10 protein-coding genes and 1 pseudogene are annotated in these 16,555 nt (G+C 39.0%); 6 read left to right on the top strand and 5 right to left on the bottom strand.

Features of this window, described 5'->3' with window-relative positions:
- The first annotated feature begins 33 nt into the window (after positions 1–33).
- Positions 34–1,008 (top strand): RNA polymerase sigma factor RpoS, encoded by a 975-nt coding sequence (rpoS, locus tag I6F49_RS11295; protein ID WP_197180518.1) that lies wholly within the window; start codon positions 34–36, stop codon positions 1,006–1,008.
- 91 nt (positions 1,009–1,099) lie between these two features.
- Here rpoS and mutS read toward each other — a convergent pair whose 3' ends face one another.
- Complete coding sequence (gene mutS, locus I6F49_RS11290) at positions 1,100–3,685, bottom strand: DNA mismatch repair protein MutS (RefSeq protein ID WP_197180516.1); 2,586 nt, start codon at positions 3,683–3,685, stop codon at positions 1,100–1,102.
- 21 nt (positions 3,686–3,706) lie between these two features.
- On the opposite strand from mutS, the gene I6F49_RS11285 reads away from it, so the two are divergent.
- Together I6F49_RS11285 and recA are read left to right on the top strand one after the other, a co-directional pair.
- On the top strand, positions 3,707–4,195 hold the full coding sequence (locus tag I6F49_RS11285) for a CinA family protein (protein ID WP_197119075.1): 489 nt from the start codon (positions 3,707–3,709) through the stop codon (positions 4,193–4,195).
- A 68-nt stretch (positions 4,196–4,263) separates the two neighbouring features.
- Positions 4,264–5,307: a recombinase RecA gene (gene recA / locus I6F49_RS11280; protein ID WP_024591486.1), complete on the top strand. Its 1,044-nt coding sequence runs from the start codon at positions 4,264–4,266 to the stop codon at positions 5,305–5,307.
- A 383-nt stretch (positions 5,308–5,690) separates the two neighbouring features.
- Here the strand turns inward: recA and I6F49_RS11275 are convergent, their stop codons facing one another.
- Positions 5,691–7,814, bottom strand: a complete 2,124-nt coding sequence (locus tag I6F49_RS11275) for a TonB-dependent siderophore receptor (RefSeq protein WP_197180514.1) — start codon at positions 7,812–7,814, stop codon at positions 5,691–5,693.
- 225 nt (positions 7,815–8,039) lie between these two features.
- A complete protein-coding gene (locus tag I6F49_RS11270; protein ID WP_166377806.1) occupies positions 8,040–9,206 on the bottom strand; it encodes a DcaP family trimeric outer membrane transporter in 1,167 nt (388 codons plus the stop codon).
- Between the two features lie 440 nt (positions 9,207–9,646).
- Here I6F49_RS11270 and acs point away from each other — a divergent pair, with 440 nt between their 5' ends.
- Together acs and I6F49_RS11260 are read left to right on the top strand one after the other, a co-directional pair.
- Positions 9,647–11,587, top strand: a complete 1,941-nt coding sequence (gene acs, locus I6F49_RS11265) for an acetate--CoA ligase (protein ID WP_197180512.1) — start codon at positions 9,647–9,649, stop codon at positions 11,585–11,587.
- A gap of 104 nt (positions 11,588–11,691) precedes the next feature.
- Positions 11,692–12,342: a response regulator transcription factor gene (locus tag I6F49_RS11260; RefSeq protein WP_166420164.1), complete on the top strand. Its 651-nt coding sequence runs from the start codon at positions 11,692–11,694 to the stop codon at positions 12,340–12,342.
- A gap of 88 nt (positions 12,343–12,430) precedes the next feature.
- Here the strand turns inward: I6F49_RS11260 and purU are convergent, their stop codons facing one another.
- Positions 12,431–13,261, bottom strand: a complete 831-nt coding sequence (gene purU, locus I6F49_RS11255; RefSeq protein WP_197180510.1) for a formyltetrahydrofolate deformylase — start codon at positions 13,259–13,261, stop codon at positions 12,431–12,433.
- Positions 13,262–13,459: 198 nt separating this feature from the next.
- Entirely contained in the window at positions 13,460–15,346 is a 1,887-nt protein-coding gene (locus I6F49_RS11250; protein ID WP_197180508.1) for a hypothetical protein, read from the bottom strand.
- Positions 15,347–15,563: 217 nt separating this feature from the next.
- Between I6F49_RS11250 and I6F49_RS11245 the strand changes: the two are divergent.
- Positions 15,564–16,538, top strand: a pseudogene (locus tag I6F49_RS11245) (DNA topoisomerase IB).
- Positions 16,539–16,555: the final 17 nt, after the last annotated feature.

The raw sequence follows: 16,555 nt of genomic DNA, 5'->3' as shown, positions 1-16,555 counted from the left end.
TTTAGGTATTGATAATTGCTCGGGAGAAGGCTTATGGCTAGCGTAGCAAAACTTGACAAAAATAACACGACTGACGAAAATTTTGATGACACCGCCACAGATGGAAGCACTACTCTACTTGATAAAGTAGAAGACGATGAAATATTTGCAAAAGAAGAAGTCACTAAAAACCTTGATGCAACTCAATTATATTTAGGCGAAATTGGTTTTTCTCCTTTGCTTAGCGCTGAAGAGGAAGTGTTTTTTTCTCGTAAATCACTTAGAGGTTGTGAGGCCTCACGCAAACGTATGATTGAAAGTAACCTACGTTTAGTTGTTAAAATAGCACGCCGTTACAACAACCGCGGCCTGGCTTTACTCGATTTAATTGAAGAAGGGAACTTAGGTTTAATCCGCGCAGTTGAAAAATTTGACCCTGAGCGTGGCTTTAGGTTTTCAACTTACGCTACATGGTGGATACGTCAAACAATTGAACGTGCCATTATGAATCAAACTCGCACCATCCGCTTACCTATTCATGTAGTTAAAGAACTTAATGTTTATTTACGTACAGCTCGAGAATTAACTCAAAAACTTGACCATGAGCCAACAGCTGACGAAATTGCAGCTTGCCTAGATAGACCCGTTGAAGACGTAACTAAGATGCTACGTTTAAACGAAAGAATTGCATCAGTAGACATGCCTATTGGTGGTGAAAATGACAGTGTTTTACTTGATATCATTCCTGATGAAAAAAGTGCTGGCCCTGAAGGCGAAGTACAAAACAATGATATTAATAAGCACATTGTAGATTGGTTAGGTGAATTGAACCCTAAACAACGTGAAGTGTTAGCACGTCGATTTGGATTGCTTGGCTACGAGCCATCTACACTTGAAGATGTAGGCCGCGAAATAGGCTTAACACGTGAACGTGTAAGACAAATTCAGGTAGAAGCATTACGTCGTCTAAAAGACATTTTGCAACAAGAAGGTTTAAGTACAGATAGCTTGTTTAATCAGTTTTCGTAACAGCTTAAATAATTTAAAAGACTATGTGTGTTAAAAAGCCGAAGAATTTATTCTTCGGCTTTTTTTATGCTTGTAAATCAGATGATATAAATTACAACAATGCTTTTAGTTTATATAATAAATCGTGTGCTTGGCGTGGCGATAAGTTATCAGGGTCAATAGCACTTAACTGCTCTTCTACTTCAGAAGAGGCACTTTGTGTAACTTCGTTATTGAAAGTAAATGCTTGTTGCTCTGTATTTGGTGCAGTAACGCTTTGATGATTTTCAAGTAACTTAAGTTTTTGTTTTGCTTGTGCAATAACAGCTTTTGGAACTCCCGCAAGGGCAGCTACTTGTAAGCCAAAGCTTTTACTTGCAGCGCCATCAAGCACTGTATGCATAAAGGCGATAGTATCGTTATGCTCTATTGCATCAAGATGCACGTTTACAAGGCCCGTTGTTTGCTCAGCAAGCTCTGTAAGCTCAAAATAATGTGTAGCAAACAATGTTTTTGCAGATATTTTTGACGCTAAATGATCGGCTGTAGCATACGCAAGCGATAAACCATCGTAGGTACTTGTACCACGACCAATTTCATCCATTAACACTAAAGACTGCGCCGTGGCATTATTTAAAATAGTCGCTGTTTCGGTCATTTCTACCATGAAAGTTGAGCGACCCGATGCTAAATCGTCGCTTGCACCAATACGTGTAAATATGCGGTCGATATTACCAATTTTAGCGCTGTCTGCAGGTACATAACTGCCAATGTGAGCCATGAGAACAATAAGTGCTGTTTGGCGCATATAGGTTGATTTACCGCCCATGTTTGGACCGGTAATAATTAGCATTTTACGTTGGCTGTTTAACTCTACAGGGTTGGCAATAAACGGTTCTTTCATTACTTGCTCAACCACAGGGTGACGACCTTGTTTAATGCTAATATTGTCGTCATCGCACAGTTCTGGCTTTGCGTAATTAAGTGCAAATGCACGCTCAGCTAAATTGTTTAACACGTCTAAATCAGCCAGTGCTGCTGCCATTATTTGCAGTTGCTCTATATGTGGAGCAATAAATCTAAACAACTCTTCGTATAGTTGTTTTTCAAGCGCTAGGGCTTTTGATTGACTGCCAAGTACTTTATCTTCGTGCTCTTTTAGCTCTGGAATAATATAGCGTTCGTTATTTTTAAGTGTTTGACGACGAATATAGTCGGCGGGTACTAGGTGAGCATTGGCGCGGCTTACTTCTATAAAAAAGCCATGTACGCGGTTATAACCAATTTTAAGTGTGCTAATGCCCGTGCGTTCGCGTTCACGCAGCTCTAGTTGATCAAGTACATCGGTTGCACCTTTACTTAAGTTACGCCATTCATCAAGTTCGCTATTATAACCAGGGGCAATAACGCCACCGTCACGAATAAGTACCGGAGGGTTATCAATAACAGCGCGCTCTAATAACTCCTGTAAATCAGGGAGTTCAGGTGAGTTTTTGATAATACCCGCTATACGAGGATCGTTAGCATCACCTAATAAGGTATGCAGTGGTGCAAGTGCTTGTAATGCACTGCGCAGGCGAGTTAAATCGCGTGGGCGAGCAGTACATAAAGCTAAGCGTGCAATAACACGCTCTACATCACCAATGTCTTTTAATGACTCATGTAATTCACCACAAAGCTGTACATCTAAAATAGCGCTAATTGCATTTAAACGAGAATTTAGCTCATCTTTGTTACGCACCGGAGTATGAATACGGCGTTTAAGTAAGCGAGAGCCCATAGGTGTTGCTGTTTTATCAAGTACTTGAGCAAGGGTGTTTTCAAACCCGCCTGATAAATTAACGGTAAGCTCTAAATTTTTACGCGTTGCGGCATCTAAAATAACAGCGTGCTCGTTATGCTCAAGCGTAATTGCACGAATATGTGGCAGTGCAATACGTTGTGTATCTTTTACGTATTGCATTAAACAACCTGCAGCAACAAGTGCGCTGTGGGCTTTATCTACACCAAAACCCACTAAATCCTTAGTACCAAATTGATCGCATAATAAGTGCTGAGCCGTATCTAAATCAAACTCCCATTCTGGGCGACGACGAGCGCCTTTTATATGCTCAATTAAATGAACGTTCTCAAAACTTTCGCTATACAAAAGTTCTGCTGGCGATAGGCGTTGAATCGTTGAGCTAAAGGCTTCATCGGTATTTACTTCAACAATGTTAAAGCGACCCGAGTTAATATCAAGGTACGCAATGCCATATAGGCCTTTTTTACTTTGCCAAACGCTAGTAAGTAAGTTGTCTTGTCGTTCTTGTAAAAGCGCTTCGTCAGAAATTGTACCCGGTGTAACTATACGTACAACTTTGCGATCGACAGGGCCTTTACTGGTTGCGGGATCCCCAACTTGTTCACAAATAGCGACTGATTCACCCATTTGAACTAGGCGTGCTAAGTAGTTTTCTACGGCATGATAAGGCACGCCCGCCATTGGGATAGGATCGCCGCCGGCTTTACCGCGATGTGTTTGCGAAATATCGAGTAATTGAGCGGCGCGTTTAGCGTCATCAAAAAAGAGTTCGTAAAAATCGCCCATACGATAAAACAATAAAATATCGCGATGCTCTGATTTTATTTTTAGATACTGCTGCATCATAGGGGTTTGTTGTTTTATAGTGTGTGGTGCATAAAGATCAAACGACATGTATTTACCCAAAGGCTGAATATGGAATTACATCAAGAGATTAAAACACTTGCTGCGCAATTAGGCGCTATTTTAACGGATAAATGCTTATGGATCACTAGTGCTGAGTCATGTACTGGTGGCGGAGTGAGTTATGCCCTTACAGATACGCCCGGAAGCTCGGCTTATATTGACCGTGCATTTGTGACTTACAGCAACCAAGCAAAGCAAGATTTGCTAAATGTAAGTGCAAGCACATTAGCAAAGTACGGTGCTGTGAGCGAACAAACAGTGCGTGAAATGGCATTAGGTGCTATTAAAGCAACAAATGCAAATATATCTATAGCTGTATCGGGTATTGCAGGACCTGGCGGGGCAACTGATGGCAAACCTGTGGGACTTGTGTGGTTTGGAATACAAATTAATGACAAAGTACTGACCTTTAAACAAGTATTCACCGGCGATAGGGCTCAAGTTAGACTGCAAGCTATTGTATTTGCATTGAAAAGTGTAATATATGAGATAAAATAAAAAAATTAGCTTGATACTGTGATTTCATACAGTATACTTGATTCCATTAGCTGGATTTGGAGAATAAAATGAACGATAACAAACAAAAAGCGTTGGACGCTGCACTATCACAAATTGAACGTCAATTTGGTAAAGGCTCAATTATGAAATTGGGTGATAACAAAGCGTTAAACATTGAATCTGTATCTACAGGCTCATTAGGTATTGATATTGCTTTAGGCATAGGTGGTTTACCTATGGGACGTATTGTTGAAGTATACGGACCTGAGTCATCTGGTAAAACAACGCTTACTTTACAAGTTATCGCAGAAGCACAAAAAGAAGGCAAAACATGTGCCTTTATTGATGCTGAGCATGCTCTAGATCCAGTTTATGCACAAAAGCTTGGTGTTAACATTGATGAGCTTTTTGTATCGCAACCAGATACCGGTGAGCAAGCATTAGAAATTTGTGACATGTTAGTGCGCTCAAGCGCGGTAGACGTTGTTGTAATTGACTCGGTTGCTGCACTTACACCAAAAGCTGAAATTGAAGGCGACATGGGCGACTCGCACATGGGCTTACAAGCACGTTTAATGTCGCAAGCATTACGCAAGCTTACTGGTAACATTAAACGCTCTAACACGTTATGTATTTTCATTAACCAAATCCGTATGAAAATTGGTGTTATGTTTGGTAACCCAGAAACAACAACGGGTGGTAATGCACTTAAGTTTTACGCATCGGTACGTATTGATATTCGTCGTATTGGTTCTGTTAAAGAAGGCGATGAAGTTGTTGGTAACGAAACTCGCGTTAAAATTGTTAAAAACAAAGTAGCGCCGCCGTTTAAACAAGCTGAATTTATCATCATGTATGGTGAAGGTATTTCTAAGCAAGGCGAGCTAATTGACCTAGGCGTTAAGCATAAAATTGTTGAAAAAGCAGGTGCTTGGTATAGCTACTGTGGTAACAAGGTTGGCCAAGGTAAATCTAACTCAATTAAGTTTTTGAAAGAAAACCCAGAAATTGCAGATGAGATTGAAGGTAAATTACGCGAAATGCTTTTATTAAAAGCAACTATTGAACCAGATGATGGTGAAGATAAGTTGGGCGATGACGCTGATCTTTAACAGCCTCAAAATGAGTTTTTAAGCTTGATTTGACCCGAGCTTTAAAAAGCGTTAATCAGTAATGATTAGCGTTTTTTTGTTATTAAAAACTTAAAGTAGATAACCTGAGCTCTGGATAATAAATCTATCTCGAGCAGCTATTTTCAGCGCTAACTGCGTTGAATTTACTTACAATAGGCCAGCTATTGACGCGTAAATTCGCCTTGTTTCCACTGAAAATCTCTGGCTAGAGAAAATAAATTTAAATACCACTACGATTCAATACGTTAGTAAATCTCTTAACCAGAGTTTAGGTTAGATAAAAATAAAAACGACACATTAAAAATGTGTCGTTTTTTAATTTAACCTGCAAAAATCTACAGCCTTTAATTAATCAAATATATTTATAACTGCCAATTTACAGATAGAGCGTAGTTACGCAGTGCACCGTAGTAACCTTGTTCCCAGTATAGGCTGTGCAAATATTTTTCACCTGTGGTGTTATTAACGTTGAAAGTGACTCCTACGTTATCTGTAATTTTGTAAGTGGCCATTAAATCAAGTAACCCGTATGCATCTTGGTTGGTAGTAACACTTGCAATACCATTAGCATCGCTAACTTGTACTCGACTAGTTGAATCCTGCCAGCGGTAATTTGCACCAAATGATAAGCCATCAACTAAAGGCACTTGGTAGGTTGCGGCCACTTTAAGTTGGTTTTCTGGTGTGTAATCTTTTACTAAATCATCACCATCAATATTTAAATTACTAAAGCTAATACTTGCACTTAAATCATCTGTAAATTTACCACTTAACTCTACTTCAAAACCATTACTACTAATGCCATCAGCTGCATAATAACGCGTATCACTTGGTAATGAGTTAGCTATAGCAACAGCAAGGCCATCTTGTTTTGCATCAAAATAAGCGAACGTTACAAATAACTGGTCGTCTAGAAGCTGTGCTTTGACACCTATTTCGCTACTTTTGCCAGTAACAGCAGGTAGTTGATTGGCATTTATATCTAGTTCTTTTTGCGGTACAAATGTTTCTGTATAGCTTGCATAAGCCGATAGAGATTCGTTAAAGTCATACACTGTACCAATGTAGGGTATTAGCTCAGAGTCACTTCGAGTTTGAGCAACACCGTACGCTGTACCTTTTGTTTCCCAATCTGTATAACGCACGCCAGCGAGCACACTTAAAGGTTCACTTAATCTGATACGAGTTGATATGTAAGCTGATTTTTGCTCATTCGTTATATTGCTTCCATTTACGCCATCAGCAAGTGTTGCTTGTGGCATTACCCCATCCCACGTTTTAAGTGATGGCATTGCCGGAAAGCCATTGCCTGTGGTGTAATCGTAAAGAGACTGCTCGGTGTAATCCATTTTTGCTTGGCTAACACCAAATGATAGATCGTGCTCTTGATTAAATAAATCAAACTTACCACTGGCGTATAGATCAAATAAATCATGCTTATCTTCGTAATCATAACGGCTTGCATAACCGGTTAAACCAAGTTCAGTGTCTTTATTTGGTGTACCGTATACGTAGAACAGCTCTGAGTCTTGCTCGTTTTCAATGTGAGCATAGCGCGCTCTAGCTACCCAAGTAGCTGATAAATTTTGCTCAAGCGTTACATATACTTGCTCTGCACTGTTATCCCAGTAAGACCAATCAGCAGCAGTACTGGTTGATTCGTCATAGTCAGTTGGTGTGCCGTCAGTGTAATAAAGAGGTAGTGCCCCCCAAAGTGGGCTATCAGCATCTTTTTGCTGATTAACGTAGTTAACGCTTAATAATGTGTTGTCGGTTAATTTGCCTTCGTAGGCTAAGTAAATAATTGTTTTATCTGTTTCGTAACGGTCTAGGTATGAATCAGCTTTTTGCTTTGTAAATACAGCACGTACGGCGTGTTCTTCATTTATTGGCGTAGATACATCTAAATCTAATCGTTTTTTATTCCACGAACCGTATGACACAGACGCATTAGCTTGTGTGTTATATGTTGGTTTTTTTAAAACCATATTTACAGTAGCAGAAGGATTACCCGCGCCGGTCATTAAGCCATTAGCGCCACGCACAATTTCAACGCGGTCGTAAATTGATGTATCAAGACTTCCTTGAATAGAGCCTGAGCTTTGTGGAATACCTAATCCATCAACTTGAAAGTTAGTAATTTCAAAACCACGAGCTTTAAAGTAAGTACGGTCGGTTTCTATTTGCTCTACTGTTACGCCTGGCGTGCTTTCAAGTACTGAGTTTATATCGTCTAGTGAAAAGTCGTCCATTAGTGCGCGTGATACAACAGAGATTGACTGTGGTGTTTCTTTAATTGTTAAACCTAATTTAGTGGCTGATTGCGCTTCTTCTGTTATGTAGTTTTTATGATGCTGACCATACACTGCAATTTTTTCTAGAGGTTCATCTTTTGTATTTGCTTCATCGGCAAATGCATAGCCAGATAAAATTAAAGAAGTAGCAAAGCTTAGTTTAGATAAACGCAAAACTTGAGGGGACGACATAAGTTTTTCCAGTTAGTTCAAAAAGAAGTGCGCAATTTAATCTAAATGATATTGATTTGCAATCGTGTTTCTGGGTTTTTATCTATAATTATTCTGTTTTATTGAATTTTAAGGTCATATATAAAGATTATAGGTACGGATTAACGAATTATATAGAACGGCGCTTAATTTCACTTATAAAAAAAGCGGCCTAGGCCGCTTTATAAATTAATTAGGTTTTTACTATTAAAAAGAGTATTTAACGGAAAATTGTAAACGGTCTAAATCGCCATCTACGCCATTTTCGGTTTCACGTTCAGCATGCTTTAGTTCAGCACCAAACGTTAAACGTTTAACGGGTGAGTATAGAATATTTGCGCTGTAGCTTTGGCTTGATTCTGTCGGATCGCCAGAAATAGCTAATAAATCAGTGTTGTTATCAGCGCTAAAGAATGAGTATAAGAACGTGGAGCGCCATTTACTTGTCCATTTGTGCTGGTAAGCAACAAAACCAGAAGTTGAGTCAATCGCATCTAGTTCATCGCCATTAAGTACTGCGCCGTGAGCAACGTTTAAGCCTACGTAACGGCCTAAGCCTTTACCTTGCGTAAGCATAAATTTAAGGTTGTCTTCACCAAGGTTTATTTTACCTGAAGCACTTACACCAAACGATGTTTCATCGGCATCAACACCGCCTACCTTGTAAGTAAGTTGACGTGCAAGTGCGGCAACAACAACATTACCCCAATCTGCTTTGTGCGTATAACGAGCTGTAAAATCAGGTAATGATGCATCATCAGTAACTACCATACCGCCAGCCGTAGAAATTGTACTTTCTGGATTTTCTAATGAGAAAGACCATGCGCCAGTGGTATATTTAATTTGCGATTGACGGACAAACACAGTGCCTTCAGCTGGGCCTACAAAATCAAGTGTTTCAGCAAGTGCGCCTACATTTTGGAAGTTAGACCACGTTTGACCAAATAACCAACCATCGTAAGTAACAAACGCGTGGCGAATACGTGGTGCATAAGAGTTTGATACACGTTCATTTCCGCCAGTTGCAGAGGCTAGAAAGTCAATTTCAATTTTAGTTTTTACGGTCTTACCGTTATCCATTAACGTTGAAGTACCAAAGTTAAAACGTGATTCACGTGCATGCATGTCAAATACAGCATCTGAGCTGTTATCGTCGCCAACTGTTAGTGTACTTGGTACGTAAAAGTCGCGGCCTACGTTTGAGCCTGCAGGCGCACCTGCTGAATAATCACTCCACATAGAGTCGAGTTTAATGTATCCACCGTAAGTAAATTCGGTATCACCAATTTTTGCAGCAGTTGCCGCGTATGCAGTACTTGATAGTGCACATAGTACAGCGCTTGCTGCCAATGTTTTTAATGGGGTAAATTTCATTGTGGTGTCCTTTATAGGCTACTTGTTGTTTGTTACTTTTTTTTTCATGTAAGGTTGTATTACTTGCTACGAGTATTACTTACGAATAAAAAGGGTGTTAATTTAGCTTTTCAATACACATATTGTTTTCATTCGTTAAATAAAGATTTTAGTAAGTACTACAGTAAATACGTTTATTACAGTACCGAACACTGTTGAATATGTGCAATATTTACTCAATTACCTATTGGTCTATAAGACTAAGGTTTTAGAGTAGATAAGTTTGTATTTACTTACATTTAACGCGTTGTATTATTTATGTAAAAAAATTGAAAGCAGAAGGATTATAAACTACAAATGAGCAAAATGAAGAGGAATACAACTAAGGTCTAATACTTAATAAGGCACTGCTGAGTAATCCTTGATAAGAGCCTAAGGCAAGTAATTTAATGGAGACGAAGATGTCACAAAGTATCTATCCAGTTCCGGCGCATATTAAAGATGCGACTCTTGTAGATAAAAATAAATATAATACGCTTTATAAGCAATCTATTGATGACCCTGAAGGTTTTTGGGGTGAGCATGGCAAACGCCTCGATTGGTCGACTCCTTACACTAAAGTTAAAAACACATCATTCGACAAAGGTCACATAAATATTAAATGGTATGAAGATGGCTATTTAAATGCTTCGTACAATTGTATTGACCGTCATCTAAAAACCAAAGCCGATAAGGTTGCGCTTATTTGGGAAGGTGATAGTCCATCTCAAAGCGAGAATATTACTTATCAGCAGCTGCATGATGAAGTTGCTAAGTTTGCTAATGGCTTAAAAAAGTTAGGTGTGCAAAAAGGTGATCGAGTAGCGATTTATATGCCTATGACGCCACAGGCTGTGTATGCAATGCAAGCCTGTGCACGTATTGGTGCTATTCATTCTGTTGTATTTGGTGGCTTTTCACCTTCAGCGATTGCCGACCGTATAAGAGATTCGGGTGCTAAGGTTGTTATTACGTCAGATGAAGGGCGCAGAGCGGGTAATTGTGTACCACTAAAAGCAAATGTAGATGAAGCAGTAGCGCAAGAATCTGTAACCTCAATTGAACACGTTATAGTACATCAATTAACAGGCGGCGAAGTTGATTGGAATGAGCACGATATATGGTGGCATGACCTAGTTTCTGATTTACCAGCGAAGTGTGAACCAGAGCCAATGAATGCTGAAGATCCGCTATTTATTTTATATACGTCAGGGTCGACCGGACAGCCAAAAGGTGTTGTGCATACCACAGGTGGTTACTTAGTTTACTCATCAATGACACACGAGTACGTATTTGATTTAAAAGAAGACGATGTGTATTGGTGTAGTGCCGATGTAGGTTGGATCACAGGCCACAGCTACATTGCATACGGACCACTGGTAAACGGTTGTACGCAAGTTTTATTTGAAGGTGTACCTACATATCCAACAGCGGGGCGCATGGGTGAAATTGTTGATAAACACGGTGTAACTATTTTATATACTGCGCCTACAGCAATTCGTGCATTAATGGCGAAAGGTGATGAGCCAATTGCTTCATCAAACCGTGATAGTTTACGTATTTTAGGTTCGGTTGGTGAGCCAATTAATCCTGAAGCGTGGACTTGGTATTACGAGAGTATTGGTAAATCTAATTGTCCGATTGTTGATACGTGGTGGCAAACAGAAACCGGTGGCATAATGATCACGCCATTACCAGGCGCTACTGATACAAAACCAGGTTCTGCAACACATCCATTTTTTGGTATTGCGCCTGCATTATTTGATGCTGAAGGTAATACACTTGAAGGTGCTGTAGATGGTAACTTAGTTATTTTAGATAGCTGGCCATCACAAGCGAGAACGGTTTATAACGATCATGAGCGTTTTGAGCAAACTTACTTTAGTGCCTACCCAGGTGTGTATTTTACAGGTGATGGTTGTCGTCGTGATGAAGATGGTTATTACTGGATCACAGGTCGTGTAGATGATGTGCTTAATGTGTCTGGTCATCGACTAGGTACTGCAGAAATTGAAAGTGCGTTAGTTGCTCACCCAGCGGTTGCAGAAGCTGCAGTTGTAGGTTACCCGCATGACATTAAAGGCCAAGGCATTTACGTTTATATTACGCCAAATGAAGGCGTAACAGTCAGTGATGAGTTAACCAAAGAGGTACGTAACTGGGTTCGTAAAGAGCTTAGCCCAATAGCATCACCAGATATGATTCAATGGTCTCCAGGTTTACCAAAAACGCGTTCAGGCAAGATTATGCGTCGTATTTTACGTAAAATCGCTGCAAATGAGCACCAACAACTTGGCGATACATCAACGCTTGCCGATCCTTCTGTTGTTGATGAACTAATCGAGAACAGATTAAATCGTTAAATGTGCGTTAAAAACTTGATTACAAGTTGATTCTAAACGTAGTATATCGGCTGTCAGTGAAGGTTTTATACCTAACTGGCAGCCGAATTTATTAGGAGTGAACCATGAGTCAGTTTTTAATAGCGGACGATCATCCGTTATTTCGTGAAGCACTAAAGGGCGCATTGAGCGCAAAATTTGAAGGTTTAGACGTTTTTGAATCATCCGATTTTGACAGCACGTTGCAAGTGTTAAGCGAGCAAGAGGATCTTGATATATTACTGCTAGACCTTCACATGCCAGGTAATGGTGATTTATATGGTCTTATTCGTATTAGAGAAGAATACCCAAGCTTACCTATTGCAGTAGTTTCAGGTAGTGAAGACGCTAATATAGTTTCAAAAGTAATGGGTTACGGCGCAATGGGTTTTATTCCTAAATCGTCATCGTCTGATGATATTGCCAGCGCAATTAACCAAATACTTGAAGGCGATACATGGCTACCAAAAGAGTTAAAAAACAAAGTAGCTGAAATAGAAGGTGAAGACCGAGAAATAGCAGCGCAAGTTGCCTCATTAACACCCCAGCAATATCGAGTGCTGCAATATCTGCACGAAGGTTTACTTAACAAGCAAATTGCTTATGAGCTACACATATCAGAAGCGACAGTAAAAGCACACATTACAGCCATATTTAGAAAGCTCGGCGTGTACAATCGTACTCAAGCCGTTTTAATTGCCGCAAAATTAAAACTAGAACCGATAGAGCAGGCATAATTTACCTTTAAAAAGTCACTTGCTTATTTATGAGCAAAAAAATGCCAGCAACAATGCTGGCATATTTTTATGTATAAAATAATTAATGCTAAGAAAACACCACCGTTTTATTACCATTAATAAATAGCTTGTGTTCAGAGGCGAGTTGCAGTGCTTTACTAAATACGGTTTTTTCTACGTCTTTACCCATTTTTGCCATCATTTCTGCAGTATTAGCGTGCGTTACGCTTGTTACGTCTTGAAGAATGATAGGTCCTTCATCCAGCTCATTGTTTACAAAATGAGCCGTTGCGCCAATGATTTTTACACCGCGCTCAAATGCCTGATGATAAGGCTTTGCACCAATAAATGCAGGTAAAAATGAGTGGTGGATATTAATAATTTTATTATCGAATCGGCCAACAAACTCAGGGCTTAAAATACGCATGTATTTGGCAAGACCAATAATGTCAGGGTTATAGCTGGCAATTAAGTCACCTACTTTTTCATCGTGCTCGCTACGAGTAAGCCCTACGTGCGATACCACATGAAATGGCACATCAAACCCTTTTGCTAATGGCTCTAAGTCAGGGTAGTTAGCAATAACGGCTAATACTTCAATGTTGAGGGCTTGCTCGAACTGTTTGAGTAATACAGTACCTAAACAATGTGCTTCTTTGGTGGCAAGTAAAACCACTTTTGTTTTAGCACCACAGTGCAGTGCAAGTTGAGCACCTTGTGGTAACAATAGTCGTAGTTTATCTAAAAAGTCGCTTTGTGGCTCACCTGTAAGCTCTGTACGCATAAAAAATCGCTGTGCGTCTTTATCTACAAATTCATTGTTACGCGTAATATTCAAATTGTTTTTATAACAAAGCCCTGTGATTTTAGCTATTAAGCCTACATCATCAGCACATTGGGTGGTTAGTATATAGCTCATTGTCCTCATTCTTACCCTGTGATTAATACTTCATTATTTGTGTTTTGGCACATAAAGCAAGGGCTTTGTAGACTAATGCAATATTAATCATGTTGTTGAGTATAAAAGAGGTAATAAAGTTAAAAGGTATTGAATAGAGGTTAATAAAGGATAAAAAATGCCACCTAATTTAACAAGGTGGCATTAATAATAAAGGAGTTAGGCTTTAGGTTCAGGAGATAAGTTTTCTTCTTGTCTTAAATAACCTGCTGCTTCTTCGTCATCTTTAGTTATCGCTTGCTGAGTAGGTATAGCACGCGTTTGCTGGTTTAATTGATGTATTTGTGACGCATTACCTAAATCACGCTCACTGGTGATTGAGGCGATAGATTCACGGTCTTTCAAGAACGCGATAACGTCTTTTTTGATTGCTTGTAATTGACCTTCGTCTTTATGCATTTCCATAATATGGCGAGGGTGCTCAAGGTTTTTCATACCTGTTGCTGCAAACGTAGTAGAAATAACACGAGATACAATAATCCAAGGCGTTATGCTACTGCGTACTAACGTATTTTCTGAGCGGGTACTATCATGAATCCCCGTACCAGTTGATATTTTAGACTCAGTAAATGTGCCTTCACATTTAAAATATACCAATAGTGATTCAAACTGCATTTCAGCAAAAAATAAATGAGCTGTGTTTGTTAGCAATTGCGCAAATGCTTTAATGAGTATACCAATTAGTAATAAGTGAAAGCTTGTCATTAATAGCTCACTAAATTGAACAACATGTTGGTTATTAAATGCTTGTTTAAAGCTATTAATATTTGCCGCGTCAACATAATGGTAAATGTTGATAAACGAATACGCTAAAAATACAGTAAACGCCAACGCTACAATATAAAGTAAGTTACCGCTCACTAAAGAAATTAGCCTTGCTAACGAGAAGTTTTTACCTAAATCCATTGAGTGCAATTTAGGTTGAATTTCTTGAATCATTTCACCTTTAAAACCGCCTTTCCCTTCAATTTGTTCTTGAAGCTTAGGATCTAACTCTCTATAAACTCGATTTGGTACTTCTTTATAACGACGATTAGCCATTACTAAGTTATCAAGGTTTATAAAGATTTCGTCTGGATGAACTGATTCTTGCCAGTTTTCACGTAGCTCTGATACTTCAGCTGAAGGTGTCACTGAATTTAGACGTGCTTTAATCATAATAAAAGCAAGCGCACAGCTTAGAGTCGCTAATATAATAATTGCAATTAAGTACATTCCAGCATGAAGGCTTGGCAATTGTTCAAGCCAGCTATCTATTTCTTGTTTACTAATGCGTTGCTCTTTCATTAACCATGACATAGATAGGCCAATAGCGATTGGCAGGATGAAAGATAAAGAAATAATTTTGGCAAGTGCACCAGTGCCAAGTGCTTCAATGTTTTTTTCAGCATTTCGAGAGATAGGTTTACCCGTAGAGCGCCATGAAAAAAGCACGTAAAACATTAATATTGCGCTATAAACAGGAAATGCTAATTCGCCAGCTTCACCGGTAAAACCCGATAAAGATACAAATGCCACAAGGCCATAAGCAATAAGGGCAACAAGTGTACTGACCCATGAGCCAAATAAGCGCTGGGCAACATTACGAATCGGATAAGGTAGGAATAATAACTTAGGAATTAAGCTGTGAAGTAAACGTGATAAAAAGCCATTAGGTTCTTTAAACGTACTGTTTTTACGACCAACCAGCATTTCTTCGAGTGATTGTGCGCTATAGGCTACTTCTTTTTTCTCTTCTTGAGCAGTTGATGCTTGTGATTTGCTGTAGTTATAAGCAAGAGATGTAGGGTGGTTTCGGCCTACAAAATATTTAAGCGTTGCATAAATACCACTTGAAAGTGAGCGAATGCCGAATGCTAAAATAAGCATGCCAAACACCATTAAAATCCATCCAGCGGTTGTATCTTCTTTTACTGAGCCTGCAGCAATAACAAGTAAACTAATACCCGCTATAGACTCAATGAGTCCTCTTACAGCTGTTACTTTACCTTCAAGTTTGAAGGGGTTTTTTAGTCCAAGATCAATCGATCCGTAATCAAAAGCCATTGAATGCTCCTTTTAAACAGCATGCCCAATTAAGGGAGAATATAAGCGTAGTTATAATAACCATTATATATATCGTATTTTTGTTTTTGCTCAATTTTTGATTATATATCAATAAAGTCGTTCAGTTTAAGGTTATTTTAAAGTGGTACATTCTATGCTTTGAAATATAAGCTTAAGCGAGTTAACAATATCTCTTTTAAATGCTTGAGGAGGAATGATGGAATTGATTTACGTTGATGATAGTTTGCCCGGAATTACCCGAAAGCAAAAAAACAAATATTGGCAGTATTTTGACCCAATAGGAAAAATAATTAAAGAGAAGGCCGTTATTGAGCGCTTAAATTCACTCGCGTTCCCGCCTGCTTATTAAAGTGTATGGTTTTGCCCTGAAGAAAATGGGCATATTTTAGCAACAGGTTACGACAGTAAAGGACGAAAACAGTACCGATATCATCCATTATTTACACAACAACAAGATGCTAAAAAGTATCAAGCTTGTAGTGTGTTTGGACATAAACTGCCGTTACTTAGGGCTCAATTAAAGGAAGCATTGCAAGGTGATGAGCTCGATTATGAACGTACTTTAGCAGCCATTGTTAGATTAATGGATTTAGGTGCTTTACGGGTGGGGAATGAACGTAATGTAAAACAAAATAAAAGTTTCGGAGCGACAACCCTAAGATCAAGGCATGCAAAATTAACAGGTAAAAATATTAGATTAAAATACCGTGCAAAGTCAGGTAAAGAAAGGGAAGTAAATATAACGGACAAAGCATTGAGTAGTGTTATTAAGGAACTGCAAGACTTACCCGGACAACATTTGTTTCAATATATAGAAGAAGGTGAGCGCTCTAACGTTACCTCTACTGAAATCAATCAGTATATTCAAAAGATAATGGGTGAAGAATTTAGCGCAAAGCACTTTAGAACATGGCGAGCAAGTGTGATTGCTTTTAAAGAAATATACGAAGCGAAAGGCGCTATTACATTAAAAGCAATGCTTGATGAAGTCTCTTCAAAGCTCGACAATACGCCAACAATAGCGCGTAACTCTTATATTCACCCTGATGTTATTGAGCTTTGTAAGAAAAATGAATCAGATCAAACTCATTGGCGCGACAATTTTAAATTACCACGTAAAACAAAGTACCTTAGCCGGTTTGAGCGCGGTTTATTAGAGTTTTTAACATGAAGATAAAGGCTGCAGTT

Source organism: Pseudoalteromonas sp. SWN166 (assembly GCF_015864485.1).
In the GTDB taxonomy this organism is placed as follows: Bacteria; Pseudomonadota; Gammaproteobacteria; order Enterobacterales; family Alteromonadaceae; genus Pseudoalteromonas.
Note: the sequence above shows the minus strand (reverse complement) of the source record. Positions and strands in the feature narration are given on the sequence as shown.

What these genes read in the sequence shown, in the direction of transcription:
- I6F49_RS11250 (WP_197180508.1), bottom strand. Translation starts at nt 15,346, where the DNA reads ATGGCTTTTGATTACGGATCGATTGATCTTGGACTAAAAAACCCCTTC.
- recA (WP_024591486.1), top strand. Translation starts at nt 4,264, where the DNA reads ATGAACGATAACAAACAAAAAGCGTTGGACGCTGCACTATCACAAATT.
- rpoS (WP_197180518.1), top strand. Translation starts at nt 34, where the DNA reads ATGGCTAGCGTAGCAAAACTTGACAAAAATAACACGACTGACGAAAAT.
- I6F49_RS11285 (WP_197119075.1), top strand. Translation starts at nt 3,707, where the DNA reads ATGGAATTACATCAAGAGATTAAAACACTTGCTGCGCAATTAGGCGCT.
- purU (WP_197180510.1), bottom strand. Translation starts at nt 13,261, where the DNA reads ATGAGCTATATACTAACCACCCAATGTGCTGATGATGTAGGCTTAATA.
- I6F49_RS11260 (WP_166420164.1), top strand. Translation starts at nt 11,692, where the DNA reads ATGAGTCAGTTTTTAATAGCGGACGATCATCCGTTATTTCGTGAAGCA.
- acs (WP_197180512.1), top strand. Translation starts at nt 9,647, where the DNA reads ATGTCACAAAGTATCTATCCAGTTCCGGCGCATATTAAAGATGCGACT.
- mutS (WP_197180516.1), bottom strand. Translation starts at nt 3,685, where the DNA reads ATGTCGTTTGATCTTTATGCACCACACACTATAAAACAACAAACCCCT.
- I6F49_RS11270 (WP_166377806.1), bottom strand. Translation starts at nt 9,206, where the DNA reads ATGAAATTTACCCCATTAAAAACATTGGCAGCAAGCGCTGTACTATGT.
- I6F49_RS11275 (WP_197180514.1), bottom strand. Translation starts at nt 7,814, where the DNA reads ATGTCGTCCCCTCAAGTTTTGCGTTTATCTAAACTAAGCTTTGCTACT.